Origin of the sequence: Anaerobacillus sp. MEB173 (assembly GCF_052119505.1) — a bacterium.
Classification (GTDB): Bacteria; Bacillota; Bacilli; order Bacillales; family JBJMAU01; genus JBJMAU01.
Map to the genome: position 1 here is coordinate 1 of NZ_JBJMAU010000018.1, position 26,823 is coordinate 26,823.

At 38.3% G+C, this 26,823-nt stretch carries 28 protein-coding genes and 1 riboswitch; of the genes, 13 read left to right on the forward strand and 15 right to left on the reverse strand.

Annotated features, from left to right (window positions below; all coding sequences use genetic code 11):
* Positions 1-201: 201 nt before the first annotated feature.
* The 4 genes from ACJ2A9_RS19940 to ACJ2A9_RS19955 form a co-directional block, all read right to left on the reverse strand.
* On the reverse strand, positions 202-915 hold the full coding sequence (locus ACJ2A9_RS19940; protein ID WP_441423510.1) for a recombinase family protein: 714 nt from the start codon (positions 913-915) through the stop codon (positions 202-204).
* Positions 916-928: 13 nt separating this feature from the next.
* Positions 929-1,135 (reverse strand): hypothetical protein, encoded by a 207-nt coding sequence (locus ACJ2A9_RS19945; protein WP_441423450.1) that lies wholly within the window; start codon positions 1,133-1,135, stop codon positions 929-931.
* Between the two features lie 715 nt (positions 1,136-1,850).
* Complete coding sequence (locus tag ACJ2A9_RS19950) at positions 1,851-2,486, reverse strand: vanadium-dependent haloperoxidase (protein WP_441423451.1); 636 nt, start codon at positions 2,484-2,486, stop codon at positions 1,851-1,853.
* A gap of 12 nt (positions 2,487-2,498) precedes the next feature.
* The gene (locus ACJ2A9_RS19955) at positions 2,499-2,945 is read right to left on the reverse strand and encodes a hypothetical protein (RefSeq protein ID WP_441423452.1); all 447 of its coding nucleotides are present in this window, start codon (positions 2,943-2,945) and stop codon (positions 2,499-2,501) included.
* A gap of 726 nt (positions 2,946-3,671) precedes the next feature.
* Here ACJ2A9_RS19955 and ACJ2A9_RS19960 point away from each other — a divergent pair.
* Positions 3,672-4,064: a DUF3224 domain-containing protein gene (locus ACJ2A9_RS19960; RefSeq protein ID WP_441423511.1), complete on the forward strand. Its 393-nt coding sequence runs from the start codon at positions 3,672-3,674 to the stop codon at positions 4,062-4,064.
* Positions 4,065-4,371: 307 nt separating this feature from the next.
* On the forward strand, positions 4,372-4,572 hold the full coding sequence (locus tag ACJ2A9_RS19965; RefSeq protein WP_441423453.1) for a hypothetical protein: 201 nt from the start codon (positions 4,372-4,374) through the stop codon (positions 4,570-4,572).
* 750 nt (positions 4,573-5,322) lie between these two features.
* Here the strand turns inward: ACJ2A9_RS19965 and ahpF are convergent.
* From ahpF to ACJ2A9_RS19980, 3 genes are all read right to left on the reverse strand, one after another.
* Entirely contained in the window at positions 5,323-6,852 is a 1,530-nt protein-coding gene (ahpF, locus tag ACJ2A9_RS19970) for an alkyl hydroperoxide reductase subunit F (protein WP_441423454.1), read from the reverse strand.
* A 12-nt stretch (positions 6,853-6,864) separates the two neighbouring features.
* On the reverse strand, positions 6,865-7,428 hold the full coding sequence (gene ahpC, locus ACJ2A9_RS19975) for an alkyl hydroperoxide reductase subunit C (protein ID WP_441423455.1): 564 nt from the start codon (positions 7,426-7,428) through the stop codon (positions 6,865-6,867).
* Positions 7,429-7,735: 307 nt separating this feature from the next.
* On the reverse strand, positions 7,736-8,308 hold the full coding sequence (locus ACJ2A9_RS19980) for a helix-turn-helix domain-containing protein (protein ID WP_441423456.1): 573 nt from the start codon (positions 8,306-8,308) through the stop codon (positions 7,736-7,738).
* Between the two features lie 155 nt (positions 8,309-8,463).
* Between ACJ2A9_RS19980 and ACJ2A9_RS19985 the strand changes: the two genes are divergently transcribed.
* Positions 8,464-9,456, forward strand: coding sequence for a DMT family transporter (locus ACJ2A9_RS19985; RefSeq protein ID WP_441423457.1), 993 nt, complete (start codon positions 8,464-8,466; stop codon positions 9,454-9,456).
* A 90-nt stretch (positions 9,457-9,546) separates the two neighbouring features.
* On the opposite strand, the gene ACJ2A9_RS19990 is transcribed toward ACJ2A9_RS19985, so the two are convergent.
* A complete protein-coding gene (locus ACJ2A9_RS19990) occupies positions 9,547-9,942 on the reverse strand; it encodes an HPr family phosphocarrier protein (RefSeq protein WP_441423458.1) in 396 nt (131 codons plus the stop codon).
* A 386-nt stretch (positions 9,943-10,328) separates the two neighbouring features.
* On the opposite strand from ACJ2A9_RS19990, the gene ACJ2A9_RS19995 reads away from it, so the two are divergent.
* The 5 genes from ACJ2A9_RS19995 to ACJ2A9_RS20015 all read left to right on the forward strand — a co-directional run bounded on the left by ACJ2A9_RS19995 (position 10,329) and on the right by ACJ2A9_RS20015 (position 15,116).
* Entirely contained in the window at positions 10,329-11,597 is a 1,269-nt protein-coding gene (locus ACJ2A9_RS19995; RefSeq protein ID WP_441423459.1) for an ammonium transporter, read from the forward strand.
* A gap of 3 nt (positions 11,598-11,600) precedes the next feature.
* Positions 11,601-12,617 (forward strand): DUF294 nucleotidyltransferase-like domain-containing protein, encoded by a 1,017-nt coding sequence (locus tag ACJ2A9_RS20000; protein ID WP_441423460.1) that lies wholly within the window; start codon positions 11,601-11,603, stop codon positions 12,615-12,617.
* Positions 12,608-13,342: an exonuclease domain-containing protein gene (locus ACJ2A9_RS20005; protein ID WP_441423461.1), complete on the forward strand. Its 735-nt coding sequence runs from the start codon at positions 12,608-12,610 to the stop codon at positions 13,340-13,342. Before ACJ2A9_RS20000 ends, ACJ2A9_RS20005 begins: the two co-directional genes overlap by 10 nt.
* Positions 13,343-13,438: 96 nt before the next feature.
* On the forward strand, positions 13,439-13,729 hold the full coding sequence (locus ACJ2A9_RS20010; RefSeq protein ID WP_441423512.1) for a MerR family transcriptional regulator: 291 nt from the start codon (positions 13,439-13,441) through the stop codon (positions 13,727-13,729).
* Between the two features lie 220 nt (positions 13,730-13,949).
* Positions 13,950-15,116, forward strand: coding sequence for a sensor histidine kinase (locus ACJ2A9_RS20015; RefSeq protein ID WP_441423462.1), 1,167 nt, complete (start codon positions 13,950-13,952; stop codon positions 15,114-15,116).
* Positions 15,117-15,152: 36 nt separating this feature from the next.
* Here the strand turns inward: ACJ2A9_RS20015 and ACJ2A9_RS20020 are convergent, their stop codons facing one another.
* Both ACJ2A9_RS20020 and ric read right to left on the reverse strand, forming a co-directional pair.
* Positions 15,153-15,548 (reverse strand): C40 family peptidase, encoded by a 396-nt coding sequence (locus ACJ2A9_RS20020; protein WP_441423463.1) that lies wholly within the window; start codon positions 15,546-15,548, stop codon positions 15,153-15,155.
* Between the two features lie 247 nt (positions 15,549-15,795).
* Positions 15,796-16,506 (reverse strand): iron-sulfur cluster repair di-iron protein, encoded by a 711-nt coding sequence (gene ric, locus ACJ2A9_RS20025; protein ID WP_441423464.1) that lies wholly within the window; start codon positions 16,504-16,506, stop codon positions 15,796-15,798.
* Positions 16,507-16,692: 186 nt separating this feature from the next.
* On the opposite strand from ric, the gene ACJ2A9_RS20030 reads away from it, so the two are divergent.
* A complete protein-coding gene (locus ACJ2A9_RS20030; RefSeq protein ID WP_441423465.1) occupies positions 16,693-17,895 on the forward strand; it encodes an MFS transporter in 1,203 nt (400 codons plus the stop codon).
* Between the two features lie 94 nt (positions 17,896-17,989).
* The gene (gene ytkD / locus ACJ2A9_RS20035; RefSeq protein WP_441423466.1) at positions 17,990-18,484 is read left to right on the forward strand and encodes an RNA deprotection pyrophosphohydrolase; all 495 of its coding nucleotides are present in this window, start codon (positions 17,990-17,992) and stop codon (positions 18,482-18,484) included.
* 59 nt (positions 18,485-18,543) lie between these two features.
* On the opposite strand, the gene ACJ2A9_RS20040 is transcribed toward ytkD, so the two are convergent.
* From ACJ2A9_RS20040 to ACJ2A9_RS20050, 3 genes are read right to left on the reverse strand one after another with little or no spacing between them, the layout of a single operon-like run.
* Positions 18,544-19,344: an ABC transporter permease gene (locus ACJ2A9_RS20040; RefSeq protein WP_441423467.1), complete on the reverse strand. Its 801-nt coding sequence runs from the start codon at positions 19,342-19,344 to the stop codon at positions 18,544-18,546.
* Positions 19,322-20,101 (reverse strand): ABC transporter ATP-binding protein, encoded by a 780-nt coding sequence (locus ACJ2A9_RS20045; protein ID WP_441423468.1) that lies wholly within the window; start codon positions 20,099-20,101, stop codon positions 19,322-19,324. Before ACJ2A9_RS20045 ends, ACJ2A9_RS20040 begins: the two co-directional genes overlap by 23 nt.
* A 41-nt stretch (positions 20,102-20,142) precedes the next feature.
* Positions 20,143-21,144 (reverse strand): ABC transporter substrate-binding protein, encoded by a 1,002-nt coding sequence (locus ACJ2A9_RS20050; protein ID WP_441423469.1) that lies wholly within the window; start codon positions 21,142-21,144, stop codon positions 20,143-20,145.
* 128 nt (positions 21,145-21,272) lie between these two features.
* On the opposite strand from ACJ2A9_RS20050, the gene ACJ2A9_RS20055 reads away from it, so the two are divergent.
* Entirely contained in the window at positions 21,273-22,058 is a 786-nt protein-coding gene (locus ACJ2A9_RS20055) for an alpha/beta hydrolase family protein (RefSeq protein WP_441423470.1), read from the forward strand.
* 122 nt (positions 22,059-22,180) lie between these two features.
* Here ACJ2A9_RS20055 and pckA read toward each other — a convergent pair whose 3' ends face one another.
* Positions 22,181-23,764, reverse strand: a complete 1,584-nt coding sequence (pckA, locus tag ACJ2A9_RS20060; protein ID WP_441423513.1) for a phosphoenolpyruvate carboxykinase (ATP) — start codon at positions 23,762-23,764, stop codon at positions 22,181-22,183.
* Positions 23,765-24,089: 325 nt separating this feature from the next.
* Between pckA and ACJ2A9_RS20065 the strand changes: the two genes are divergently transcribed.
* Complete coding sequence (locus ACJ2A9_RS20065) at positions 24,090-24,392, forward strand: hypothetical protein (RefSeq protein WP_441423471.1); 303 nt, start codon at positions 24,090-24,092, stop codon at positions 24,390-24,392.
* Positions 24,393-24,571: 179 nt separating this feature from the next.
* Positions 24,572-24,677, forward strand: a riboswitch (SAM riboswitch).
* Positions 24,678-24,885: 208 nt separating this feature from the next.
* Positions 24,886-26,082 (forward strand): methionine adenosyltransferase, encoded by a 1,197-nt coding sequence (metK, locus tag ACJ2A9_RS20070; RefSeq protein ID WP_441423514.1) that lies wholly within the window; start codon positions 24,886-24,888, stop codon positions 26,080-26,082.
* A gap of 168 nt (positions 26,083-26,250) precedes the next feature.
* On the opposite strand, the gene ACJ2A9_RS20075 is transcribed toward metK, so the two are convergent.
* Positions 26,251-26,766: a gamma carbonic anhydrase gene (locus tag ACJ2A9_RS20075; protein ID WP_441423472.1), complete on the reverse strand. Its 516-nt coding sequence runs from the start codon at positions 26,764-26,766 to the stop codon at positions 26,251-26,253.
* Positions 26,767-26,823 lie beyond the last annotated feature (57 nt).

Here is a 26,823-nt window from a genome sequence, read left to right on the forward strand (position 1 = left end):
CAAAAAAGGTCTAATCATTTTGATTAGGCCTTTTTTTTATCTTGTTTTGTTTGGATAGAACGGTTAGAACTTCTTCAAATTCAAGTAAACCCTGCATAAGAAGCTAAAATTAAAAACGTTTGTTTCCACACACGAGTCATGTGGAGTGTATCTCGCAACTCATTTTAAAAGAAGACAACTAACCCTTTGGGCGTTGCCTTTTTACGTTTTTTGCAATGGATTAACGAAGCTGTATTGAATACGGACACTACCGTCATGCTCACAAGTGACCTTTTCAACGAGTGAGTGCAGGTGTAGTTCTTTAAGAAGTTGGTTCTTTTTTACGTTTAATTTGTTCAATAACGAATTCATAAAACTGTCTTCTCGCATAGAATTGAATAGAGCTTTGAGATCTTCAAGGATAATGTGCTTTAACTCTTTTTCTTTTACAGCAACGTTGTTTACACAAAAGGTTTCACCATGTCTAATGTTGCCGCCGCAACGATAGCCTTTTTGATTAGGTTTGAACCACATACCTTTTTGACACTCTTCACAGTACAGTACATTTGTGAATAAATGCTTCTTAGGGGCAGTTGCGGTTCTTGTTCGGGTTGCCATCATCTCTTGAACAGCTTTAAACGTTTCTTTTGGAATGATCGCTTCATGTGTATCTTCCATAATAATTAAGTCCTCTGGGTTTATTTCACGCCTTTTGGCAGATGTAACTGTTATCGTCTCTGTTTTGCTTTGAACAAGGTCGCCACAGTAGTGATTGTTATTTAAGAGCACTTTAATACTTGAAGCGTGCCACAAAGGTGAAGCATTTGATTTATTAGCCACTTGAGAAGGAGTAGGAACTTTCTCCGAAGTTAAGTCTCTAGCAATGGAATCCATACCCTTTCCGCTTAAATATTCCTCAAAGATACGTTTAACAATTTTAGGTGTATCGTCATTTCTTAACTTTTAGTATACCTTCTTCCGATAGATAACCGTACGGAGGATTTGAACCGACAAATAGACCACGTTGCGCTTTGACTCTTTTTGCTTGTTTGTTACGACGACTGCTGTTTGCTGATTCGTTTTCATATAACCAAGCAAACAAACCGAAGTTTTGAACGTTCCCTGTTAAAGTATTTATTGAGTTATCTAAACACACAATATGGACGTTGCTAAACTAACAAATATCTCTTAGTTCATACGAGAGCCTTCCATTACGAGCTAAACGAGATAACTCTTTTGCCAAGATTACATCGAACCCGAACAGATGGTACGGTGCGATGGGCAAGTTGTCCGTTGAACACTCGGAAGATTATTTTAGACCCATGATAACCCTCGGTGCCACAGAATATAAAAACATAAGTTGTATCGTTGTTCGGACCATAGAAGGTCTTTCTCCAAGCAGATCTTTTTCTGCCAAGTCCCACGTAAACCGGCTCCCGAGCTCGAGACCGTCTAGGATTCGATCCCCGGCTTCTAGAAAATCGGGGCCCCATTCCTTTCGGCCCTTGAAGATGCCACCCAGCCAGCTACGGCCCTTGTGTGCCAGTGGGGATCCGAAACTGGCATTAGGTTCTTTAGACGGCTACGCCTCTTTGAATAGGCTGGGAGCCAGGAACGGATGATCAACATCCCCGTTGAATGGACGATGGCATCAAACTCTTCGTCTCTTCTCCTCCAAAGCAAAATATACTACTAATTACTACGTCCGGATTCGTCAGTTGCTCTGCTTGAAATGGCGTTATAGATGTCGTTTCATTCCCATGTACCAACAAATGGTATTCTGCGTGTTAAAGGAGTTTCCATGGAAAAGCTCTTCTAATATCCACGCTGATAAAGGCACCGGATCGATCCGGTGCCTTTATCTTATGCTTTTATCGACTATATCTCATTGGCGCCTGATCATTAGCCGCAACTTTCAGAACATCGTTTGCCACCTGTCTGCCTAAAGCTAAACCGACATCGATGTCAGAACGAAAGTGGACTCCGACCAACAAGCGGGAGAAGCCCGATTCTAGAGCCTTCGCTTCTATGACGTCCGCATCCTGCGGGAAGAATTGCTTTAAAACGCCGCTGGCTGCCCCGGCCACGCATGAATGACCGGACGGGTATGCGGGATGCTGTGGAACAGCAATGGCAGCCGTCAAATTTGGATCAAGGTCCGTAGGCTGAGGCCTGAGATAATCATACTTATTATTCCAGCAGGCGATCGTTGCAATGTTCACCGCTTCACTTACACTTACGAGCGCATGAATCCGGGCAGAAGCAGGGGGGCTTATCTTGTATAATTTCCCCATGTCATCGGTCAAATCATCCCAATGGGTTAAAGGACCTTTCTGACCGCTAACCCAGTAATTGATTATATCCAAGTCGCTCTGCGTCCGATTGGCTGCCATCTGCTCCAACTCGGCAAGCTCATTCTTGGTTTGTTGGCTGTCGTTGGCTGGCGGATCGGGGACCCTATAAGTCACGAATTTGCAACGCAAGGCGCTCGTGACGCCTACTAACATACTTTCGCGCTCTTAGGGCAGCACCCTCACGAAACCGAACATGCGATCATTGACAAAATGGGGAAAGACCCCGCAGATCACCAGATACGTTCCCGGTTTGGCGAAATGCACTACTTCCACACGGTCGCGTGGTTGCAGGCTCGGATCCAGTCCTCTGTATATTCTTCTATTGGGATCGTTGATCAGCAGCGGCGCTGGTACCGCCGTCGGAGGAACAGTTAATGACGTATTGATGTCCTCAGGCTGAGTCCCATCATCGTAAACGTTTATGATATGGAACCCTGCGACGATGAAATTGACCGTGCCACCCGCCTTAATAGTGGCTACATTGGGTATCAATTCGTGATGGTTCGCTGTTGCCGGTGAGACGTTGGGGAATCTGTCGACAGGCGTCATCCACTCGCCGAAGCTGACGGTGGCATTGCTGAGCGGGCTGTTGGAAGCATTCTTTGGACTCAAAATAACATCCTCTCCTTTGAATATTGGATAATAAAGCATGCTACATTTGTATGAAGTACCGCATGTACTTTATTCCTTGAAACAATGTCTGTTTCTGAAGCAGATGATTTCGAAAGAAATTTATTGCCAATCTGATACTCGGACTTAACAAATTGTATGTGGTGGAAGTGGAAGATAATAAAGGTATTTTAGGTGAGCAAAATTTCTACTCAGTTTGATTCGTGGAATGACATGCAACAAAAAGCAGTTTTTGAATGGACCGCTGATAAGTTAGGATTCTAAAATAATAAATCATTTTTCATTAGAGCAGGACCAAAAAGTTTAAATTGGTTTTGCTCTTTTTTGTGATAGTTAATTATTAATAGCCTATTAGTTTATAAAGGTATACTTTTAGGACATATCTTAACTTTGGAGAGTTTGAGCAAGGATCAACTCCATTTAATAAAAGTCAATTATGATAAATGGTTTAATGCAAGTTTATCTTTAATGTTAATTAGCAGCCTTTAGGCTGTTTTTTCTTTAGAAATAGTTATTATACTTTATGTGGTAACTATTTCTTGTTTTTTTATAAATGGTGTTGTTGTCTAACAATTATAACTCACTGTATAGTAAGTTATAATTATACGATGGTAAAATTCAACGTCTATTGAAGTAACGAGTTTAGTTCAAGAACAAATTGTGGTAAATTATAAAAAATATTACTTGGAGGTATAAATTGTGAGAACAATGCAAGCACATTCAACATTTAAATTAATAGAAGCAAATGAGGTACCTTATAGTGAGGCAAACGGAGGACCTAAACTAACAAAGGGAAACTTTGAAATGGAATATATCGGAGAGCTTCAAGGTAAAGGTGAGTTACAAGAGATAAAATGTTATATGACAGATGGTTCAGCCACAGTGTATGGATTTGAACGAATTACAGGTAATATTGGTGATAAAGTAGGGAGTTTTGTTTTGGAGCACGTCGGGAAATACGAAAATGGTGTACTCACATCGAAGAGGACTGTTGTAAAAGGTTCTGGAACGGGAGAATTAACTGGTGTCTTAGGTGATATAAATTTTGAGTCTGGAAGTGCTGAAGAGTTCAAAATCACCTTAAATTACTATTTTGAGTAAGAACTTCCTTTATTGTAACGGGATGCGTTAATAAAATTATGATTTGCAATGTTGCACATAGCTTACTATTAAAGCAAAAAAAAGCTCTTCGGAAAAGTTTGAAATGAGAGATAAAAAGTAGCGGGAACAAACTATTTCTACTAGGAGTGTTGAAAGGATTAAAAACAAGAAATACCTTTACTGATCGATAGCTATCTTTTTAGTTATCATTATCCACAATTTGCCATTCCCACATGGTAGGCCATTAGCCGAGGCTATTTTGGTAAGTCTAAATGTCCTATATCGTTTTTTGGGAGGATTCCATTATGTGGGGATTTTTTCTCTCCTTCTAGTAATCGTTAGTTTGTTCTTACTGTCAAGCTCGTTGAAAAAATATAGAGGGCGATTTGTTCTCATCGGATTTGTAGTTATAATGGGTGGTCCAGTCTTTTTAGTTAGTATCTTTCAACAAACAGTGGCAACGGGCATTTATGCTATTTCTTATGATCGCCAGGCAAGTAACCTGTAATTTTACGATGTTTGACGATGAAACATTAGTAGGTTCTTGTAAGCTTCCATTTGTAAATCATAGTAGAAAACCAGTTGAATTCACAGTTGAGTTTTATGATCAATTTCGTTTTGAGGATGCCCCCCAATGCTCACTCTAATGAATCATCACGGGATACATGAAATTACTCTTTCTGGGAAGCAAAGAAAAACTGTTTTTCTAGAAACCGAGATTGACATCTTAACATTGGAAAACCATATTTGGGGCGGAACAGCTAACAGCGTTAACATCATTCTGAAGTCTGGGAAAAGTAGATTTCTAGCATATCAACAACTTCCCATTTTGTTTTTCATATTATTACTGCTAAGAATTTATTTTTTTTCATTATTACCACCTCATTAGATAACCTTCCCAAAAATAGAGTAATTATCTAATTGTGCTAAACTGCATCGTTAACACAATAAACAATAGGAGCTGCCATCGACAACTCCTTGTTCCACTTTTGAATCCGTTTGTTTAAATCCTTTTCTTCACAAGCAGTTATTCCTGGACTAGTTTACTATTTTATAACTCTCAGGAAGGGGAATAAGTTTTAATATTCCAGTAGGGTGCAAAGCTTATTGCATTAACGGGAGCTTTAATTCATGGGAGAGCGATGAAGACCGATTAGTACCAAAAAAAGGTCGCTTACTATTATTACATAGTAAAGCGACAAATAAGATATTTCTATATTCAAAAACAGTAATGAATCAATTGACTAGAATTCAGTTATTAATTTCGGATAAGGTAATCAAACGCTCCTAAAGCAGCAGTCGCCCCAGATCCCATTGAAATAATGATTTGATTATAAGCACTATCTGTACAATCACCTGCAGCAAACAATCCAGGTACAGTAGTAGATCCATGCTTATCGACAATGATCTCACCAATACGATTACGTTTAACAATTCCTTCTAACCAATCCGTATTTGGTACAAGCCCGATTTGGACAAACACACCTTGTAAATCGATATGTTTTTCTACTTCTGTGTCACGTTCAATATACGTAATTCCGTTTACACTATCTGTACCGGTAATTTCTTTTGTTTGAACGTTTTTCAAAACAGTTACGTTAGGAAGACTGTAGAGTCGCTTTTGCAATACATCATCAGCTTTTAGCTCCGGCATAAACTCAAGAACAGTCACATGCTTTACAATGCCAGCAAGATCAATGGCTGCCTCAATACCAGAATTACCACCGCCGATAACGGCTACATGTTTCCCTTCAAACAATGGCCCATCACAATGAGGGCAGTAGGCTACCCCTTTATTTTTGAACTCGTGCTCACCAGGGACACCAACATTACGCCATCTGGCACCTGTTGATATGATGACGCTTTTACTCTTTAGAACAGCACCATTTTCGAGCTCAAGTTCAAAAAGATCCTTTTTCTCTATACTTTTGGCACGTTGCAGATTCATGACATCAATATCGTAATCCTTTACATGCTCTTCAAGGCTGGCCGCAAGTTTTTGTCCCTCTGTTTGTTTCGTACCGATAAAGTTCTCAATCGTCATCGTATCTAGTACTTGACCACCGAAACGTTCGGCAACTATCCCTGTACGGATTCCTTTTCGAGAGGCATAAATGGCTGCACTTGCACCGGCTGGACCGCCTCCAACAACAAGGACATCATACGGATCTTTATTAGAAAGCTCAGATGCATCCGGACCAGTACCCATTTTGGTAAGGATTTCTTCGAGTGTCATACGGCCACCGCCAAAGAATTCAGCATTTAAATAGACAGCTGGTACGGACATGACATTCTTGCTATCGACTTCATCTTTGTATGCTGCCCCATCAATCATCGTGTGAGTAATGCCGGGGTTAAGAACACTCATCGTGTTTAATGCTTGTACCACGTCAGGGCAGTTATGACAGCTTAAGCTGACATACGTTTCAAAGTGATATTCACCGCTAATGTTTTTTATTTGATCAATTAACTGCTGATCAACTTTAGGTGGTCTGCCACTAACTTGCAGGAGAGCTAACACTAATGAAGTAAACTCGTGCCCCAATGGAACACCTGCAAAGATAACACCTGTATCTTCCCCGGCTCGGTTCACACTAAAACTTGGTGTTCTTGTCAGTTCTGCTTCCTGAACAGTAATGTTTGGTGACATAGAAGCCAGCTCGTTGACGAGAGCCAGCATCTCAGTAGATGTTTTATCGGAACCTGCACTAACTTTAAGTACTACATCGCCTTCCATTAATTGAAGGTATTGGTTTAATTGCGCCTTAATATCTGCGTCAAGCACCATTTATCGCACTCCTTAGATTTTTCCGACAAGGTCAATACTTGGCTTAAGTGTTTCGCCGCCTTCTTGCCATTTAGCAGGGCAAACCTCGCCTGGATTATTTCGAACGTATTGTGCTGCTTTAACTTTGTTAACTAGAATACTTGCATCACGTCCGATGCCTCCTGCATTTATTTCAACAGCTTGGATAACACCATCTGGATCGATGATAAACGTACCACGGTCAGCAAGGCCTGACTCTTCGTTTAATACTTCGAAATTACGAGAAATCTTTTGCGAAGGGTCACCGATCATCGCATACGTAATTTTTCCGATTGCTTCTGAGTGATCGTGCCATGCTTTGTGAGTAAAGTGAGTATCTGTTGAAATAGAGTACACTTCAACTCCTAGTTCCTGTAGAGCAGCATATTCGTTTTGTAGATCCTCAAGTTCAGTAGGGCACACGAATGTGAAGTCTGCTGGATAAAAGCAAAAAATACTCCACTGACCTTTTAGGTCTTCGCTCGTAACATCGATAAACTCACCGTTTTTGTAAGCTTTTGCGTTGAATGGTAATACTTCTTGTCCAATTAATGCCATAATTCATCTTCCTCCTAAATGTTATATAGAATTTTACGATTTTAAACTAAATGATAATTCCCAATGCACAGGAACAAGAACTGATTTGCTCCTGTGCTTCGGTATTAGCGTTGACATGAATATATTACCATTATAAAAAAATCTTATCAAGAAATTAAGAAAAACTTATATAATTTCATAATTAATATAAATAATAGAAATAAAAAAGTGAACTGTTTTAATCGTTCAGTTCACTTGAAGACTATAATTGGATTATCACTTTTTACGTATCAAAAGGAGGCTGCCTATATATCAAACCGGATCTTAACTATGAATTAGCATATGTCATGACAAAATGTAAGACAGTTTCCTTGTCCGTCGGGTTGCTATATGCGTGTTTTCTACCACCATCAAACTTGATCGAATCGTATTGATATAAGTGATAGAAATCATCGTCTATTTGTATTTTTAATTCACCTTCCATCACCGTTACATATTCGATTACACCTGACTGATGAGCACCGGGAGAGTACGTACTATTCGGCTTTAAAAAAGCTCGGTGAATTTCCAACGACCCATAATTGGCGGCATCGAACATTGGTTCAAGGGTACATGCTTCATTCGTGCTCAATATTTTATTGCCTTTGTTTTTTCGTGAAATAATGACTTCTTGTTTCTCTTGAAGTAACGCTGAGATTGGGATGGTTAAGCCATTTGCAATTTTCCAAATGACTGTGAGGGATGGGTTCCCTTCACCTCTTTCTATATTGCCTAACGTTAATTTGCTAACGCCAGTGATATTGGCTAAATCTTGAAGACTCATCCCTTTTTCTTTTCTTATTTTCCGAAGTGTTTCCCCAATTTGTTTCGCTATTTTTTCTGCATCATTAAAGTTTGTCATTACGTAGCCCCCTCTATATTATGTTATACCATGATGATTGGATAAAAAATAATAAAATTACGATAATTTTCATCCCTTTTTCTACTTTTCTGATATAATATAATAATTCAAAAATATATTTTATTATACTAAGAGTTTAGAAGGATGTGTGATAGATGAAGGAAATAGGTATCGGCATCTTAGCATCAGTCTTTTTTGCGGTTACATTTATTTTAAATCGCTCGATGGAGTTGGCAGGAGGAAGTTGGTTTTGGAGTTCGTCATTGCGATTTGTTTTTATGCTGCCATTTTTATTTCTAATCGTTCTTTATAGAAGAAATGCAAGGCAAGTCATTGAGGAAATGAGAAAACATCCGTTTCAATGGTTATGCTGGAGTTTTTTCGGGTTTGTCTTGTTTTACGGTCCTTTAACCTATGCAGCCGCTTATGGTCCAGGCTGGTTAGTGGCTGGGACGTGGCAATTAACGATTGTTGCGGGGGTTTTACTTGGCCCTTTGTTTTATCAAACTATCCAAACGAAAGAAGGACCATTAAAAGTAAGAAATAAGCTGCAAACGAGAGCGCTTTTCATTTCGTTTCTTATTTTATGTGGGGTAGCTCTGATCCAGGTTCAGAACGCTAACCAATTAACATTAACTGAAGTCATGGTTGGTGTGTTACCCGTTATGATTGCAGCATTTGCTTATCCATTAGGAAACCGCAAAATGATGGAAGTGTGCGGGGGGAGGTTGGATACGTTTCAAAGGGTATTTGGTATGACATTAGCAAGTATGCCATTTTGGATCGTCATTGGTGCTTTTGGATTTATTAAGGTAGGCGCCCCTTCATCGGATCAATTGCTGCAAACATTCATCGTTGCGATTAGTTCAGGGGTTATTGCAACAACGCTATTCTTTATTGCGACCGATCGTGTCAGGGGGCATCAAGGGAAGTTAGCGGCTGTAGAGGCTACACAATCAACGCAAGTGTTGTTTGTTATTATCGGTGAGGTTGTTTTGTTATCAACACCGTGGCCGAGTGGCTTAGCGATGGCAGGTATTATGATCATTGTAATCGGGATGCTCCTTCACAGCTATTTTACGCAAAAGATCAGTATGAAGCGAAATGTCAATGTGCTTTCACTAAAACGTAAAGAGCAGAATATGTGAGAGAGTTTAGAGTTGAAAAATAAAAAGGGATATTGCGTTTCGCAATATCCCTTTTAGCTTACTTTATAACTAACTCTAAACTCTAAATTCTCAACTATTATTGTTCATCGTTAAATAAGATTTTGCAATCCCGCGAACTTCAGGTGTCCATCTTCGTTTTGAAGTTGCTAATGCTTTGTCGACATTTTCGATGCCTTCTTCATCCCACATACTTAGGAGCATCGCGGATTCTTTGTGGTTGGTAAATTCTTTAATTTTAGCCATCGCTTCGTTTGCATCATTTCCAGTAGCTTGAACAATAAATTTATCGCCGATGCTTGCTGTTAAGAATACTCCCATAATTCCAAGAACACTCTTAGCATTATATTTTCCGTTGTTCTTTAGTAGATAAATCTCACTCTCGAACGTACTGTTTAACCTTACAAACTCAAGAATTTTACGGACAGTGAACCCTTTTGGAAAGTAAAATACCTCACTCTTCACCATGTTAAGTTCCTCCATTCGTTTTATAGTAAGATCTATCTTTATCTGTAGTATAGAGAATAAAAACCGTTCATCTCAATAAATTTGATACATTATATACCAAACTAACTGAAAGTATTGTTAGAAAATATGACATAGTCTGGTGCGATGTTGACGTTTGAGGCTAATTTTTTTTGTGTAAATTTATAATTCATACAAAAAAAATTAGCCTCAAACGTCAACGCAATAAATTATCTTATAGAAGCAATGATAAAACTGTGTTAGCTTTCCTTACATGATTATAGAAACTGAAAATTCAAAATGTATAATAAAAACTAAGTTAACATTAGTTGTTAGTTAAAGTAACGCTAATAAAAGTACAATAACATTTTGAAAGGGGAGCATTACAGATGGATACGATATTTTTAATGAACAACCTTTGGGTCATGGTTTGTGCCGTGTTGGTACTGCTAATGCAAGGAGGATTTATTTTACTTGAAGCGGGTTCGACTCGAATGAAAAATGCCGGTCATATTGCTGGTAAGACAATTTTTACAGTAGGGATTGCTTCTATCGTGTTTTGGGCTGTTGGATATGGATTTATATATGGTGAAAGTAATGGTTTTATCGGTTTTTCAGACTTTTTCTTTGGAGATTTTACAACAATGTTTGATGGGTTGGCAGGATCAGTTGATTTCTTCTTTCAATTAGTATTTGCAGCAATTGCCTTAACGATTGCATTTGGGGGCTTTGCTGAACGAGCAAAGTTATCAGCATACTTAATCTTCGCAGTATTGTTCTCAGCGTTTGTTTATCCGGTCGTTGCACACTGGATTTGGGGAGGCGGATGGTTAGGTGGTTTAGGTAAACAAGACTTTGCTGGTTCAACAGTTGTCCATTTAACTGGAGCGATGGCAGCACTTGCAGCAACACTTATTTTAAAGCCAAGATTAGGTAAGTACAATAAAGACGGTTCTGCCAATGATTTAGCAGGTCATAACCAAGTCTATACAGCTTTAGGTGTGCTCGTTCTATGGGTAGGTTGGTTTGGATTTAACGCAGGTAGTACATTTGGAGTAGCAGATGCCTTCTTTGGATATGTAGCATTAAATACACAATTAGCTGCAGCGGCAGGAGCGATCGGAGCGTTACTTGTGGCATGGGCGATCCTAGGGAAAGCAGATGTTCCAACTATGCTAAATGGAGCTCTTGCAGGACTAGTAGCGATTACGGCATCGTGTGCATTTGTAGCACCTTGGGCAGCAGTCATTATCGGTTTAATTGGTGGTTTAATTGTATTCTTTAGTATGAAATTTTTCGATAAAGCAAAAATTGATGATCCAATCTTCGCATTATCTGTTCACGGTGTAGCCGGGGTTTGGGGTACTCTTTCAACAGGATTTTTTGCAACACCAGAACTTGCAGCAATGAATGGTGGTCTTCCAGGGTTATTTTACGGTGGTGGAATAACACAATTAGGAGTTCAATCAATTGGTGTTGTAGCCTCAGGAATCTATGCGTTTGTCGTATCCTTCATCATTCTGCTAGGCATGAAAGCAGTGATGAACGGAATACGTGTCACAGAAGAGGAAGAAGTTATTGGATTAGACTTAAGCGAACATGGAAGCTATGGCTATCCAGAAAGCATGCCAACTCATAAAGAGAAAACAGGTGCATAAGAAATGGGTTTAATTCACCCTCTATCAAAAGCAATTATTAATCGATATTCAACTTATCATGAATTAATAGAATGGCGCAGACAAAATATTAGTAAAGTTGCTTTGATTCATGAGAAGCTTAATGAATTTCATGATATGTTAATTCAACGAGCAGTAGAGGTAGCTGTAAGAAAAATAGAGAGTGAGCGGGGCCCTGCACCTGCTCGCTTTACCTTCTTTATGATGGGAAGTGCTGCCAGGTTTGAACAGTCGGTTTGGAGCGATCAGGACCATGGAATGATTTATGGACAATGTGATGATGAAGGGAAACAATACTTTCAATCATTAGGAGAAGAAATCACGTTTGGACTTACTCAAGTAGGGTATGAGCCGTGTGATGGAAAAGTCATGTCATCAAACCCTAAGTGGTGTAAATCATTGAATGAATGGAAAGAACAACTGAAAGGTTGGATGGAAGAAGAAAGCTGGGAATCAATTCGCTATTTGTTAACTTTCTTCGATTCCAGAAGTTTTTTGGGAGAAGAACACTTTTTGAAAGAGTTAAAGGATTTGATTTTCTCTCATATTGATGAACATCCCTATTTGATGAGGAGAATGCTCGAGAACGTAGGTCATACGAGGAGGGGGATTGGGGTATTTGGACAATTTTTAGTGGAAACACACGGGAAACACTCGGGGTGTATTCATGTGAAAAATCGAATACTGTTTCCTTATGTTAATTCATTACGGCTTCTCGCACTGAAAGAAAAAATTGAACAACCGCAGACAGTACTCAGGTTTGACGAACTACCCTCTTACTATCAACAAATTAAAAAGTATAAACCGGCCTTTAGTAAGCTGTTGAGCTTACGGTTGAAATTTCAGCAACACGAGGAGAGTTATGAAACGATTCACTATTTGAAAGTAAGTCACTTAAGTCATCAAGAAAAAAAGGATTTAAAAGATATTACAAGATCAGGGTATAAGCTATACCAGGAAACGAAGAAGTTGATTGAAAAAGGGTGTCCAAAATGGTCATGAATCATATGGTTCAATTGATGAAACAGTTATCGGGCAAGATTGGCTCGAATGTGTATACTGCCGTTCAAGGGCAGACAGGAGCGGCACAGGTTGCATTTTTACGGCAATTACAACGTGAAATTAAAAAAGAGAACGTTCTGGAAAAACCATTAGATGAATTAAATGTTGTTGTATTTGATTTAGAAACAACAGGTTTTTTTCCAAACAAAGGTGATCAGATTTTGTCAATTGGTGCTGTGAAAATGTGTGGTGAGGTTGTCATCGAGGATGAAAGTTTCTATTCATTAGTCTATAGCGAAAAAGAGCCTTCAGAGGAAATTACTCAGTTAACAGGGATAACTCCTAAGGATGTTCAAGATGCTCCAAAGCTGAAGGACGTATTGGAACAATTTTATAAATTTGTTAACAGCGATACGTTGGTTGCTCACCATGCACATCATGAAAAATCATTCATGCAGCATGCAACTTGGACGATGTTACGGACTCATTTTCAGCATCGAGTTCTTGATACCTCATTTTTAACAAAAGTCGTGAATCCGGGGTTGGATTTGGTAACTTTAGATGATTGGTTGAATCATTTTGGAATTGAATGTAACGGAAGGCATCATGCTTTGCAGGATGCATTAATGACCGCAAAGCTGTGGTCAAAAAATATTTATGAAGCGAAGGAAAAAGGCTTTTCACACTTAACGGATGTTTACACCCATATCGCAAAAATGAGATAACAATTTGAAATGATTGTTTATTGAAGGAGGGGTGAGGGGGTGAAAAAGGAATTACAACGGGACATTGCCGTTTTTCCGATTAGTGTTGTTGAGGAAATGACGGATTTAACAGCCAGGCAAATTCGTTACTATGAGGATCAAGGGTTAATCACACCGGCCCGAAATGAAGGAAATCAACGAATATTTTCTTTAAATGATATTGATCGTTTTTTGGAAATTAAATCCCTAATAAATAAAGGTTTAAACATTGCTGGAGTGAAGACGGTTTTGTCCTCTAGAACCGATAAAGAGAATGCCTTACCAACTGAAAACGAAACAAGACTTAAACTTTCTGAGGAAGAATGGAGACAAATAGCAGAAATTGTTCAAAGAAAAATGAACAAATAGAATAGAAAATTTGAGCGGATTCCTGAATGAAGGGCCGCTTTATTTAGTTTGTTCGAAATCCGAAATGTTCTTTATAAACTAACAATTGATATACTCAATACTAGAAAATAATGTATAATAGATGTATTATTACACTAATAACCATATGAACTTTATGAACTTTATGACCAAAAAGGACAATGATAGAAGTCTAAAGGTTGAGAGAAAGTGGTGGAGCGAGATGTCTTTTCAAGAGTGCCTGAATAGTGGTAATGAAATAGTTGTAAATACTTGGCTAAGAAAAGTTGACAAGGCATACCCAAATCAATATAACCTAGTGGAATTACATAATAAAGGGTATATATATTTTGATTTATTAAAAGATCTTCATATTCCATTAGAAACACATCCATCATTTGATGTTGTTTCAGAGGTAGCTCGTTACCATGTGACAAAGCATACCCCATTTGAAAACGTTTTACACATTACTCAACTTTGGCGGGAAAGTTTTGTTGAGTATATTTATGATGGTTATGATGTACTGTTGTCATCATCTTATGAAAGTAACAAGGAATCAATTTTGCAATTACACAAACGAATAGATGATGTCCAACGATATATGAGCAGGGTCTATTGGGAAAATGCCTCATCACTGATCGAAAAACGGGATCGGATGATTAATGAACTTCATACTGACCGGCTTAATATTTTAGGGAAAATGGCGGCATCAATGGCTCATGAACTAAAGAATCCGCTTTTTGCTATTGAAGGTTTTATGAAGTTAATTCGCCAAGAAATCATTCCAATGTCACAAAAGAATATTGAACGGTATATGGATATTGTTGAACAGGAATTTGAAGGCTTATACGGACAGATTTCCAGCTTTTTAAGTTTTTCCAAAAATGAAACTGTAGATGGTGAGCCGTTTGTTCAGTGTGATTTGAAACAATTGATTGACTCTGCCATTAATTTGGTTCGTCCCAGAATGCTTGATGAAAATATTAATATTCAAGTGTTATGTGGTAAGAACCCATCAATCTCACTGCAAAAAACAGCCATTCAGCAAGTGTTAATAAATTTAATTCATAATAGTGCTGATGCACTAAAAGATGTTTCATATCCTAAGTTCATTAAGCTTGAAAGTAAAGAAGAGGGCGACTATTCTTATATTCAGGTGACTGATAATGGACCAGGGATCCCTGAGGAAATTAAAAAGACGATATTTGATCCATTTGTTACTGGGAAAAAGCAGGGTACAGGTCTTGGTCTTTCGATCTGCAAACAAATTATGGAGAAAAATAACGGACAATTGTCATTTTCATCTGTCGAAGGTGAAACCGTTTTCACACTTGCCTTTCTAAAAAATAAATCAGAGATGGAACTAGAGCAAAAAAATTACTGTATATAATAAAAACCCCTAGTTATTTCTATAACAAGGGATTTTTTATTCAACTATACGCTTTGCACTTATAAATAATTTTTTCCACTTTTTCTTAAATGGTGTAACAGCAACCTTGCCATGGCTTCGGGAAGTATGAAGAAGTTTGTTTTGCCCAATGTAGACTGCTACGTGACCAATTTTTTCGCTTCCCTTACGATGCCGTCTTCTTTTTGTCGTGAAAAATACTAGGTCGCCCTTCTTAAGTGAATGCCGTGGTATCGTCTGGCCAACACGATATTGCTGTCTTGATGTTCTAGGTAAGTTTATACCATTCAATCGATAGATATGTTGGACAAAGGAGCTGCAGTCAAAAGTCTTTGTTTGAAACGGCGAAGCACCGAATTGATATGGTGTACCTATATACGATAATCCACTAATAATAATTTTTGTTGTTTTCATGTTTTGCTCCTGGTTATTTAGAATATGAAGAAATTGTGCACAAAAGGAGCTGCAGCTAGGCATGAGTTCTCGAACATTCTCTCTTCTAATTTCATAGTATGTAATAGTGAAGATTAATGCTTGGACATATGCTGACGGTAAGTGACCATTTATCAAATGATTTGATATAAGAAAGCCACCATATCACAGATGATATGATGGCTTTGTTCATATATTTTGGTAATATGCTTAATTGGCTAATGATTTATTAGACTGTTTCTTGTAGTACACGTGGAAACAGAATGTTGTTTTCTAAATGAATGTGTTCAAATAGATCAGATTCTAATTCCTCAAGGCGATTAAATGTTAATGTGTATGTTCTGCAAGCGCCAGGTGGTAGCAGATAATCATTTGTAATTTCTCGTAATTCTTTTAGAATTGCACCAGCATCGTCATGCTCGCTTTCAAGGGCATCAATCACGCGGGATGCATTAGCTAAGTTTTCTGCCGTTCGCTCTTCATCAAATTTCTTAATAAGAGGGAAGGATTGATTCTCTTCTTTGATTAGATGTTGTTCCAGCTCAGTTTTTAAATCATGATAAAGTTGGTGAACACGTAATAATTCTGGATGGCTATCGCCGTGAACGCGAGCAATTTTTGTTACATACATGCTTAGCTCAGGAAGCTCTTCCGTTAAATAAGCGTGATGCTTATTTACAATATGATCAATTAATTCGCTATAGCCGACCTCATCCCACTTCACTACATTTTGACTATATGCTTCAGCATCATAATAGGCTTGATTTAACTTTGCAAGCACTTCTTCCTCATTTAATTTTCTTTCTTCAATTGCTTCGCTTAAAGCTCTATTTCCACCGCAGCAAAAATCAATGCGATAAGATTTTAAAATATCACTCGCTTTTGGTAATTTTGTAACAATATCACTTACTTTTGATGTACTGAAAAATACTGGTCCCATCATTTGTTGCCTCCATTTCATATAAGAGTCTAACCAAAATATATCGAATATCCTATTGAATGTCGGTGATAAGAATCACAGTTAAACATAGAACGAACATTGTTAATATGAAAAATGTTCATTGTATAGGAAAAAACTTTTATATCATAATAAGAAAGCGTGAAGATTTAAGTTGGGGGATAGGACATGGAAGAAAAGAAGACGTGGGATTTGATTTCGATTGCATCAATTCCACTTGTGATGACATTAGGGAATTCGATGTTAATTCCTGTTTTGCCAGCTATTCAAAGTGAATTAAATATTTCTTCACTACAAGTAAGCATGATTATTACGATCTATTCTATTGTCGCGATTATTCTTATACCGATTGCTGGTTTTTTATCTGATCGAATCGGCAGAAAAAAAGTCATTATTCCAAGCTTGGTAATTGCCGGAATAGGTGGGTTAGTATCGGGATGGGCATCGTGGCAATTAGAAGAAGCATATACAGTTATTTTAGTCGGAAGGTTTTTACAGGGAATCGGGGCAGCCGGTGCATCACCGATTGTCCTGCCTTTAGTAGGTGATATTTTTAAACAAGAAAGTGATGTGAGTGCAGGATTAGGGGTGATTGAAACGTCAAACACATTTGGTAAAGTTGTCAGTCCTATTTTGGGTGCAGCTCTCGCCACTGTTGTCTGGTTTCTTCCGTTCTTTGCATTCCCCGTCTTTTGCCTAATCTCGATTGGGATGATGTTTTTTTTAGTGAAATCACCATCCAAGATGGAAAAGCCAAAAGCATTTAAAGATTTTGTACAATCGATTAAGATGATCTTTCATAAAGATGGTCGCTGGTTGTATTCAATATTTGCAATTGGCTGTATTTGTATGTTTGTTATTTTCGGTGTCTTGTTTTACTTATCAACAATGCTTGAAGATGAACATGGGATCGATGGGATTAAAAAAGGGATTATTCTTGCTATTCCATTAGCAGCTCTTTGTTTGTCTTCCTATATTACTGGAAAAGGAATTGGTGAAGAAAAACAACGGATGAAATGGGTTATTTTTCTTGGATTGATTGTGCTGACGATCTCAAACTTCTCAATTGGCTTTTCGAGAGATATCTATGTACTGCTGACTGCTCTTTTTGCAAGTGGTATCGGCATCGGTGCTGCCCTCCCAAGCTTAGATGCTCTTGTAACGAACGGAATTGAAAAAGAACAGAGAGGAACGATTACTTCCATTTTTAGCAGTATGCGATTTGTAGGAGTTGCTTCAGGGCCTCCATTATTTGCCATATTAATGAAGTTTTCTCATGAGGTGTTATTTTTCACGGTGACATTTGTATGTATTGTTGCTGCTTTAATTAGTTTATTTGCCATAAAGCCACCGGAAGAAAGTTACGAATAATTGGACAAATGTTCCGGTTCTTTACTAAAATAGAGGTAGGCGAATGTGCAAAGGGAATTGAATGATAAAAAATAAACTAGTTGGAGTTCAAAAGATGATGAATACACTAGCATTTCCTGATTATTATAACAATACAGTACGATTATCGTTATCAGTTGCCCCATTTTCAACTGAACCAAAACATGTGTGGATTATTTGTCGTTATAACAACCAGTGGCTCTTAACATCTCATCCTAGACGAGGTCTTGAATTTCCCGGCGGAAAAGTTGAAGATGGAGAAACTCCAGAGGAGGCTGCAGTCCGCGAAGTATATGAAGAAACAGGTGGGATCGTTCGTTCATTACATTATATCGGGCAATATGAAGTGCATGGACAAGCTGATCAGCTGATTAAAAATATTTATTTTGCGGAAATAGAAGAGATTGATCGTAAAATTAACTATCTTGAAACGGATGGTCCAAGACTTATTCCCGAAATGCCTGATAATATCAAACATGACCCGACATACAGTTTTATCATGAAAGACGATGTTTTAACGGTTAGTCTAGAGGAAATTAAACAGCGGTTTAATGCAATGTTTACCGTTTAGTCATTTGTCTATAAGTGAACCGTTGAAGATACTTCTCCAACGGTTCATTCTTTTTGTGATTAATGATGTTTAATAAGTTTACGTTCGAGCCATTCGACCCCTTGGTACATGACAGTGGCAAGAACCGCAATAACTAGCAGACTCATTAATACGAGGGTGAAGTTAAAGACTTGGAATCCGTAAATAATCATATAGCCTAGCCCTTGTTTAGAGACGAGAAATTCTCCGACAATCACCCCTACCCATGACAAACCAACATTAACTTTCAGTGTTGAAATAATTGTTGGAAAAGACGCAGGTAAAATAACGTGTAAAAATGATTGTTTTTTTGTACCGCCAAACGTTTGAATGACCTTTAAATAATTTGGATCGACCTCTTTAAAGGCAGTGTAGACGACAATCGTTGTAATAATAACGGAAATCAAAGCGCCCATTGCAATGATTGACGTATATCCCGGTCCGAGTCCTACAATGAGGATTGGACCAAGAGCGATTTTTGGCATCGAATTGAGAACGACAAGATAAGGATCAAGTACCCTTGATAAAAACGGTGACCACCATAATGTAGCAGCAAGTATTGTTCCAATCATCGTACCTAACAGAAAACCTAAGACGGTTTCAAAGAGGGTAACATACGTATGGCTTAGCAGACTGCCATCTGCTGCTTTTTCTAAAAAAAGTTTCCACACTCTTGATGGGGTACTGAATAATAAAGGATCAACCCATCTTTTTGTTCCGGCAACCTCCCAAGCTGCAAAGAAGAAGATAAGAATGCTTAATTGACTTACTCGAACTTTAAGCTTATCGGACTTCAGCTTATTTAAATATTCCTGATGTTTATTTATAATCTCTTTGTTCAAGGCTCTCCAACTCCTTCCATATCGTTTGAAAGAGTCGATTAAAGTCAGGATGATTACGAGCATCAAACGGGGTAAGTTTTTTTAACGATGTAGGAACGGCAAAGGTTTTGGCAATCCGTCCTGGATTTGCTCCCAACAATACAATCCGATCCGACATGGCAATGGCTTCACCAATATCATGGGTTACGAGTATAGCGGTTTTTTGATGTTCTTTTAATGTTGTAAATACGAGATCCTCGAGCTTTAACTTTGTTTGATAATCAAGAGCGGAAAAAGGTTCATCAAGCAAGAGGATTTTTGGCTGGGTTGCCAGCATTCTGACCAGTGCTACACGTTGCCGCATTCCACCAGATAATTGACTTGGATAATGGTCTTTTTTATCAGCCAAATCCATATCGGCTAATAAAGATAGGGCATAACTCTGACTTTGTTCAGTAAGAGCCTTCATTGTTTTTAAACCAAACGTAATATTATCTTTAATTGTTAACCACGGAAACAGATAGTCTTGCTGCAGCATGTAGCCAATTTTTGCGTTCGGCTTTGTTATTCGTTGCTGTTCAACAGTAATCTTACCCGTTGTGGGCTGCAGGAGTCCGGCGACTAAGGAAAGTAGTGTTGTTTTTCCGCAGCCGCTAGGGCCGAGGAGGGAAACAAATTCTCCCTCCTCAACCGCTAGTGAAATGTCTTCAAGGGCGGTCGTTGCAGATTTTTTTGTAAAATACGTCATACAAACATCATCTATAGTAAGAAATGTCACAACTCATTGCCTCCCTTATACAAATTTTTCTTCTTATAGGCTTATTGTCTGATTACACTTTCAGCAATTTCTGTATTGACGAGAATTGAGTAATCGATCCGCTTTGGAAGCTCACCAGCCTGATCCATAATATCCTGTAAATTATTCCAAGCAGATTCTTTTAATAGTGGTTCTGTAGCATAGGACCCTTGGCTCTTATAACGATCAACAACCTGTTCAATCACCTCGATTGGTGTATCATCAAAGAATGGCTTAATTGATTGTGCGATTTGTTCAACTGAGCTTGTTTCTACCCACTGTTGGCCTTTATAAAGTGCTTTTGTAAAACGTTCAACAAGATCTTTGTTTTTCTTTAGATAACTTTCTTTTGCCATAAATACGGTATAAGGGACTTCGCCAGATTCTTCTCCGAATGAAGCGACGATATGACCGATTCCTTCATTTTCAAAAAGTGTTGCTTGTGGTTCAAATAACTGAACATAATCACCAGTACCAGAAGCAAAGGCACTCGGGATATTGCCAAAGTCAATATGTTGAAGGAGATTTAAGTCGTTATGCGGATTAATTCCATGCAGTTTGAGTACATGTTCACCAACCATTTGCGGCATACCGCCTTTACGTTGTCCAAGGAATGTACTTCCTTTCAATTGATCCCATGAAAAGTCTTCAACTTTTTCCCGTGAAACAAGAAATGTGCCGTCAGTTTGAGTAAGTTGTGCAAAATTAATTGCTGGATCATTTGCCTCTTGGGCATGGACATAGATTGACGTTTCAGCACCAACTAAAGCAATATCCGCTCCACCTGAAAGTAAAGAGGTCATTGTCTTATCGCCACCCCAAGCTGTTGTTAGCTCTAGGTTTATTCCTTCCTCCTCAAAAAAGCCTTCAGAAATAGCTACATATTGTGGAGCATAAAAAATAGATCGTGTCACTTCTGCAACCCGTATTTCATCACCTTTATTTTTGGAAGAGCAACCGACAATGGCAGCCATCGTTACTAGCAGGATAAACAAAAGTGATAATGCCTTACCTATACTTTTCATCTGAATCCCACCTTAATTTTTATATTTGTTATTGTTGTGATAGTGTATGAACAGAGATGAAAATGTGTGTTAGCCTAAAATGAGTTAAAAGTTAAAAGTTAAAAGTTGAAAGTTAAGGGGGGATCTTTTTGGAGGGAGAGATCATTCTTAAAAAACGAATTCCTTCACCACATCCAAAAATTTTGTTGTTTGAAGTAACGTATGTCAGTCAGGGGTTAAAAGTAAAGGGATTACTTGCTGAACCGCAATGGGCAGAACAATTTCCTGGATTTCTTTATTTACGCGGGGGGATAAAAAATGTGGGCATGGTACGGATAGCGCGGATTATTCAATTTGCCTCAGAAGGCTTCGTTGTAATGGCACCTTACTATCGTGGAAATAAAGGGGGAGAGGGGAGAGAGGATTTTGCCGGGGAAGACCGCAATGATGCATATTCAGCCTTTCAATTGCTAGAAGTGCATCCGAAAGTCATCACATCGCAAATTCATGTTTTTGGTTTCTCGCGAGGTGGCGTAATGGCCTTATTCACAGGGATGAAATTTCCGATCATTCAATCGGTCGTTTGTTGGGGCGGGGTGTCAGATATGTTTTTATGCTACGAAGAGCGTGTTGATTTACGTAAGATGCTAAAGCGTGTCATTGGAGGAACCCCAAATAAAATGAAAGACCAATATGAATGGCGGACACCGTTACAAAACATCGAAGAGATTACAATGCCGGTCTTACTCATACATGGAGCCAAAGATAAGAATGTCAGTGTCGAGCATACATATCGTTTAGAAAAAGCATTAAATGAAAATGGAAAAGACGTAACGACCTGGATTTTCGAAGATTACGATCACTTTTTCCCATTAGCAGAGAATCGAAAAGTGGTGGAGGAGTTGTGTGAGTGGTTGAGGAAAGGCAATTTATAATTAATAATTTATAATTAATAATTGTTTGATGGTAAAGAAGATTTAGAGTATGGCTTCGAAGTTCTAAAAAAAAAAGAGTCTCGTTATTGAGACTCTTTTAATTATTAATTATTAATTTTTAATTAAACACGTGGTCCTGCGTTTTTGATTTCGTCTGATACGTTGTCAAACTTCGTGAAGTTTTCTTTGAATTGTAATGCAAGCTCAGTTGCTTTTTGGTCGTAATCTTCTGGGTTAGCCCATGTTTGCTTAGGTAATAGTACTTCATCAGGTACACCTGGGCAATGTTGTGGTACATGTAAACCGAAGATCGGATCAACAACAGTTTCAACGTTGTTAAGTTCGCCTTGAAGTGCCGCTTGAACCATTGCACGAGTGTAAGAAAGGTTCATACGTTTACCTTCACCGTAAGCACCACCAGACCAACCAGTGTTCACTAAGAATACTTGAGCATCATGCTGTGTAATTTTTTCTCCAAGCATTTCAGCATAACGGTATGCATGAAGAGGTAAGAACGGTGAACCGAAACATGTTGAGAATGTTGCTTCAGGTGATGTAATACCACGCTCAGTACCAGCTAATTTACTAGTATAACCTGATAAGAAGTGATACATCGCTTGTTCTTTTGTTAATTTACTGATTGGAGGTAAAACTCCGAAAGCATCAGCAGTTAAGAAAATAATTGTGTTTGGATGTCCGGCAACACTTGGAATGACAGCATTTGGAATTGCGTCAATAGGATATGCAGCACGGGTATTTTCAGTTAATGAAACGTCGTCATAATCAGCTAATCCAGTTTTGTCATCAATTACGACATTTTCTAATACAGATCCAAAGCGGATAGCGTCCCAAATTTGCGGTTCTTTTTCATATGTTAAGTTTACGCACTTTGCGTAACAGCCGCCTTCAATATTAAATACACCAGTAGGGGACCAGCCATGCTCGTCATCACCAATTAAGTTACGGTTAGGATCAGCAGAAAGTGTTGTTTTACCTGTCCCTGAAAGACCGAAGAATAAAGCAACATCACCTTCGTGGCCAACGTTAGCAGAGCAGTGCATTGAAAGAATATCTTGCTCTGGTAACAGGTAGTTCATGATTGAGAAGATCGATTTCTTAATCTCACCGGCATATTCAGTACCACCAATAAGAACCGTACGCTTCTCGAATGAAATAATAATAAATGTTTCTGATTTTGTTCCATCGATTTCAGGATTTGCTTTAAATCCTGGTGCAGAAATAACTGTGAATTCTGCTTTATGATTTTCAAGCTCTTCTTGAGTTGGACGAATAAATAATTGATGAGCAAATAGATTATGCCAAGCAAACTCATTAATGACTTGAATTGGTAGTTGATAGTTTTTATCTCCACCTGCATATGCTTGAGTAACAAAGATTTCATCACGTTCTTTTAAGTAGTTAAGAACCTTTTTATATAGATTTTCAAAAACCTGAGAGCTAATTGGCTGGTTAACGGAACCCCAATTGATTTTATCGCGTACTGAAAGTTCATCTACTATAAATTTATCTTTAGGTGAACGACCTGTATATTTTCCAGTTGTTGCAAGAAGGGCTCCAGTAGCAGTTAGCTTTCCTTCTTTTCTCATTAAAGATTTTTCAACTAATTGAGATATTGGAAGATTTAAATTTGTATTCTTCCCATTTAAAAGATGATCTAATTCAGTATCAAAGCTGATAGTACTCATTCGCAACAAAACCCTTCCTTAGTTAATTTATATATGTTTATCATATGCATTCGATTTGTTGTTTGATTTAAAAATAGTATAACACATTATTTTAATTAGTCTATACTAATGATCAATTTTTTTCATTTTGTTTATAATGATTACAGAACAAGACCAACTATGATGAATAGCTTCATTATTATAATGTACTAATTAAGCCAAATAAATCTTTTACTAAACCTTAATAAAAAAACGTAAATTTCAGACATTTCTTCTGGCAATTTCATAGTTTCATTTTTTGCCAAAGCCGCATAGGATATGTTAGGAAAAAGAGGAGCTGATCTTAATGTTAGAATTTGGCATGTTTGATTTAGCGACTATAGCAGCCGTCGTTGCAGCCCTTGTTACAGTTGTAGGGAATGCTTTTAATATTGATAAAAAATATCGCGCCTTGCTTGCAGTAGGCTTTGCTTGCATTATTATCTTTGTTCCGCAAGAATGGAGCAATCAAGTACTAACTGCTCTCGTTATTGGTCTCACCGCTAGTGGTGTGTATAGTCAAGTGAAACCGAGAGAGTTTGAGGAAAAGTTACCGAATGAAACACAACAGCAATCGACAACAAACCGTCATGATGATACGCCGTACTGATGTTGAAAGTTGAAAGTTAAAGGATCTCGATTTTCGAGATCCTTTTTTATGTCTATGCTTTGAAGACCACAATACCCTCCTCTAAATCCACAAAATCAACTTTTAACTTTTAACCAACTCTAAAATAGAAAAAGTTGACATCTTTTTCTAACTGCGATATGATATGACGCGAACGGATACTCTTATCCCGAGTCGGTGGAGGGACAGGCCCGAAGAAACCCAGCAACCAACACCTGATGGTGAAAAGGTGCTAACCTGCAAGACAGATGTCTTGAATGATAAGAGGCGAAAGGCAATCGAGTAAACACCTTTTCCTCCAATTGGAAAAGGGTTTTTTTAATGTCGGCGAAGCATACTACAACTAAGGCATTAATATATAAATGAAGGTCTTTACGTTTAACTCACGTAGGTGTGAGGGAAATGAGTACCGTATCAATTTTTGGCATATCCTAATGAATAGATATGCAAGGGAGGTACATATAAAATGGCAGAAATGAAAACTCGACGATTATTTACGTCGGAATCAGTAACTGAAGGACATCCAGATAAAATTTGTGATCAAATTTCAGATGCAATCCTCGATGCGATTTTAACAAATGATCCAAATGCTCGTGTTGCTTGTGAAACGTCTGTAACGACGGGGCTTGTACTAGTAGCTGGAGAAATCTCAACATCTACGTATGTCGATATTCCCAAAATTGTTCGTGAAACCGTGAAGGGTATTGGCTATACTCGCGCAAAATATGGATTTGACTATGAAACGTGTGCAGTATTAACTTCGATTGATGAGCAATCTCCTGATATAGCTCAAGGTGTAGACCGGGCATTAGAAGCACGTGAAGGGCAAATGACTGAAGCGGAAATTGATGCAATTGGAGCTGGTGACCAAGGTCTTATGTTTGGTTATGCGGATAATCAAACACCTGATTTAATGCCATTACCAATTTCTTTAGCTCATAAATTAGCGCGTCGTTTAACAGAAGTACGTAAAGAAGAGATTCTTCCTTACTTACGACCTGATGGCAAAACACAAGTAACAGTAGAGTACGATGAAAATGGGCAACCGCTGCGTATCGATACAATTGTTATTTCAACGCAACATCATCCTGAAATTACGCTTGAGCAAATTCAACGTAATATAAAAGAACATGTTATTCTACCAGTGGTACCTAAACAGTTAATTGATGAAGATACAAAATATTTTATCAATCCGACTGGACGTTTTGTCATTGGTGGTCCACAAGGTGATGCAGGACTTACAGGTCGTAAAATTATTGTTGATACGTACGGTGGATACGCTCGTCACGGCGGCGGGGCATTCTCTGGTAAGGATGCAACAAAAGTTGACCGTTCAGCAGCATATGCCGCTCGTTATGTAGCGAAAAATATTGTTGCCGCTGGCCTTGCAGACCGTTGTGAAGTTCAACTTGCTTATGCGATTGGTGTTGCGAAGCCTGTATCGATTTCAGTTGATACATTTGGAACAGGCAAAGTGTCTGAAGAGGTTCTAGTGGAAGTTATCCGCAGTAACTTTGATCTTCGCCCTGCTGGAATTATTAAAATGTTGAACTTGCGTCGCCCGATTTTTAAGCAAACAGCAGCATACGGCCATTTTGGACGTACTGATGTTGACTTGCCATGGGAGCGTACTGATAAAGCGGAAGCATTGAAACAACAGGCGTTGTCTTAATCATAGAAAAAAGTTGAAAGTTAAAACTTAATAGGGTTTGTAATCTCTTAGAAGAAACAAACATAACAAAAAGCAAAGGTCACCGGCCTTTGCTTTTTGTTTCAACTTTCAACATTCAACTTATAATAACTTTCATGACTATACTCATATACTAAGTAGTAGAGGATGTTACTTATTTTGAAGCGACTTGTAATATTGTCCCTTCTCAACATACTCTCTTCTTACACGTGCCATATCTTTTAGATCAGCTTCATTTAAATCTCTCACCACTTTTGCCGGACGACCGAATGCCATCGAATTTGGTGGTATTTTCATTCCTTGAGGAACGAGGCTGCCTGCACCAATAAATGCTCCTTCACCTACTTCTGCACCGTCTAATACGATTGAACCCATTCCGATTAAGGCATTTTTTCGAATGGTGCAGCTATGAAGGACGACCTGGTGGCCAACTGTCACATCATCTTCTAAAATTAACGGGTAAGCTGGGCTTTGATGTAGGGTAGAATTATCTTGTACATTCACTCGGTCTCCAATAATCGTTGGTGAAACGTCGCCACGAATAACAGTATTAAACCAAATGCTTGATTCTTCACCAATTGTTACATCGCCAGTAATCGTTACATAATCAGCGATAAATGCACTATCAGCAATTTTAGGTGTTTTTCCTTTATATGGGTATACCATGTTTTCATCCATCCTTTTGTCTATATGTTTTACATTAGTTTAGCAAAAATTACATAT

Bases quoted from the DNA above. Each gene is read 5' to 3' on its own strand.
- ACJ2A9_RS19950 (WP_441423451.1), bottom strand. From the start codon at position 2,486: ATGTTAGTAGGCGTCACGAGCGCCTTGCGTTGCAAATTCGTGACTTAT.
- ACJ2A9_RS19960 (WP_441423511.1), top strand. From the start codon at position 3,672: ATGCAAGCACATTCAACATTTAAATTAATAGAAGCAAATGAGGTACCT.
- ahpF (WP_441423454.1), bottom strand. From the start codon at position 6,852: ATGGTGCTTGACGCAGATATTAAGGCGCAATTAAACCAATACCTTCAA.
- ahpC (WP_441423455.1), bottom strand. From the start codon at position 7,428: ATGGCATTAATTGGACAAGAAGTATTACCATTCAACGCAAAAGCTTAC.
- ACJ2A9_RS19980 (WP_441423456.1), bottom strand. From the start codon at position 8,308: ATGACAAACTTTAATGATGCAGAAAAAATAGCGAAACAAATTGGGGAA.
- ACJ2A9_RS19985 (WP_441423457.1), top strand. From the start codon at position 8,464: ATGAAGGAAATAGGTATCGGCATCTTAGCATCAGTCTTTTTTGCGGTT.
- ACJ2A9_RS19990 (WP_441423458.1), bottom strand. From the start codon at position 9,942: ATGGTGAAGAGTGAGGTATTTTACTTTCCAAAAGGGTTCACTGTCCGT.
- ACJ2A9_RS19995 (WP_441423459.1), top strand. From the start codon at position 10,329: ATGGATACGATATTTTTAATGAACAACCTTTGGGTCATGGTTTGTGCC.
- ACJ2A9_RS20000 (WP_441423460.1), top strand. From the start codon at position 11,601: ATGGGTTTAATTCACCCTCTATCAAAAGCAATTATTAATCGATATTCA.
- ACJ2A9_RS20005 (WP_441423461.1), top strand. From the start codon at position 12,608: ATGGTCATGAATCATATGGTTCAATTGATGAAACAGTTATCGGGCAAG.
- ACJ2A9_RS20010 (WP_441423512.1), top strand. From the start codon at position 13,439: ATGACGGATTTAACAGCCAGGCAAATTCGTTACTATGAGGATCAAGGG.
- ACJ2A9_RS20015 (WP_441423462.1), top strand. From the start codon at position 13,950: ATGTCTTTTCAAGAGTGCCTGAATAGTGGTAATGAAATAGTTGTAAAT.
- ACJ2A9_RS20020 (WP_441423463.1), bottom strand. From the start codon at position 15,548: ATGAAAACAACAAAAATTATTATTAGTGGATTATCGTATATAGGTACA.
- ric (WP_441423464.1), bottom strand. From the start codon at position 16,506: ATGGGACCAGTATTTTTCAGTACATCAAAAGTAAGTGATATTGTTACA.
- ACJ2A9_RS20030 (WP_441423465.1), top strand. From the start codon at position 16,693: ATGGAAGAAAAGAAGACGTGGGATTTGATTTCGATTGCATCAATTCCA.
- ytkD (WP_441423466.1), top strand. From the start codon at position 17,990: ATGATGAATACACTAGCATTTCCTGATTATTATAACAATACAGTACGA.
- ACJ2A9_RS20050 (WP_441423469.1), bottom strand. From the start codon at position 21,144: ATGAAAAGTATAGGTAAGGCATTATCACTTTTGTTTATCCTGCTAGTA.
- pckA (WP_441423513.1), bottom strand. From the start codon at position 23,764: ATGAGTACTATCAGCTTTGATACTGAATTAGATCATCTTTTAAATGGG.
- ACJ2A9_RS20065 (WP_441423471.1), top strand. From the start codon at position 24,090: ATGTTAGAATTTGGCATGTTTGATTTAGCGACTATAGCAGCCGTCGTT.
- metK (WP_441423514.1), top strand. From the start codon at position 24,886: ATGAAAACTCGACGATTATTTACGTCGGAATCAGTAACTGAAGGACAT.
- ACJ2A9_RS20075 (WP_441423472.1), bottom strand. From the start codon at position 26,766: ATGGTATACCCATATAAAGGAAAAACACCTAAAATTGCTGATAGTGCA.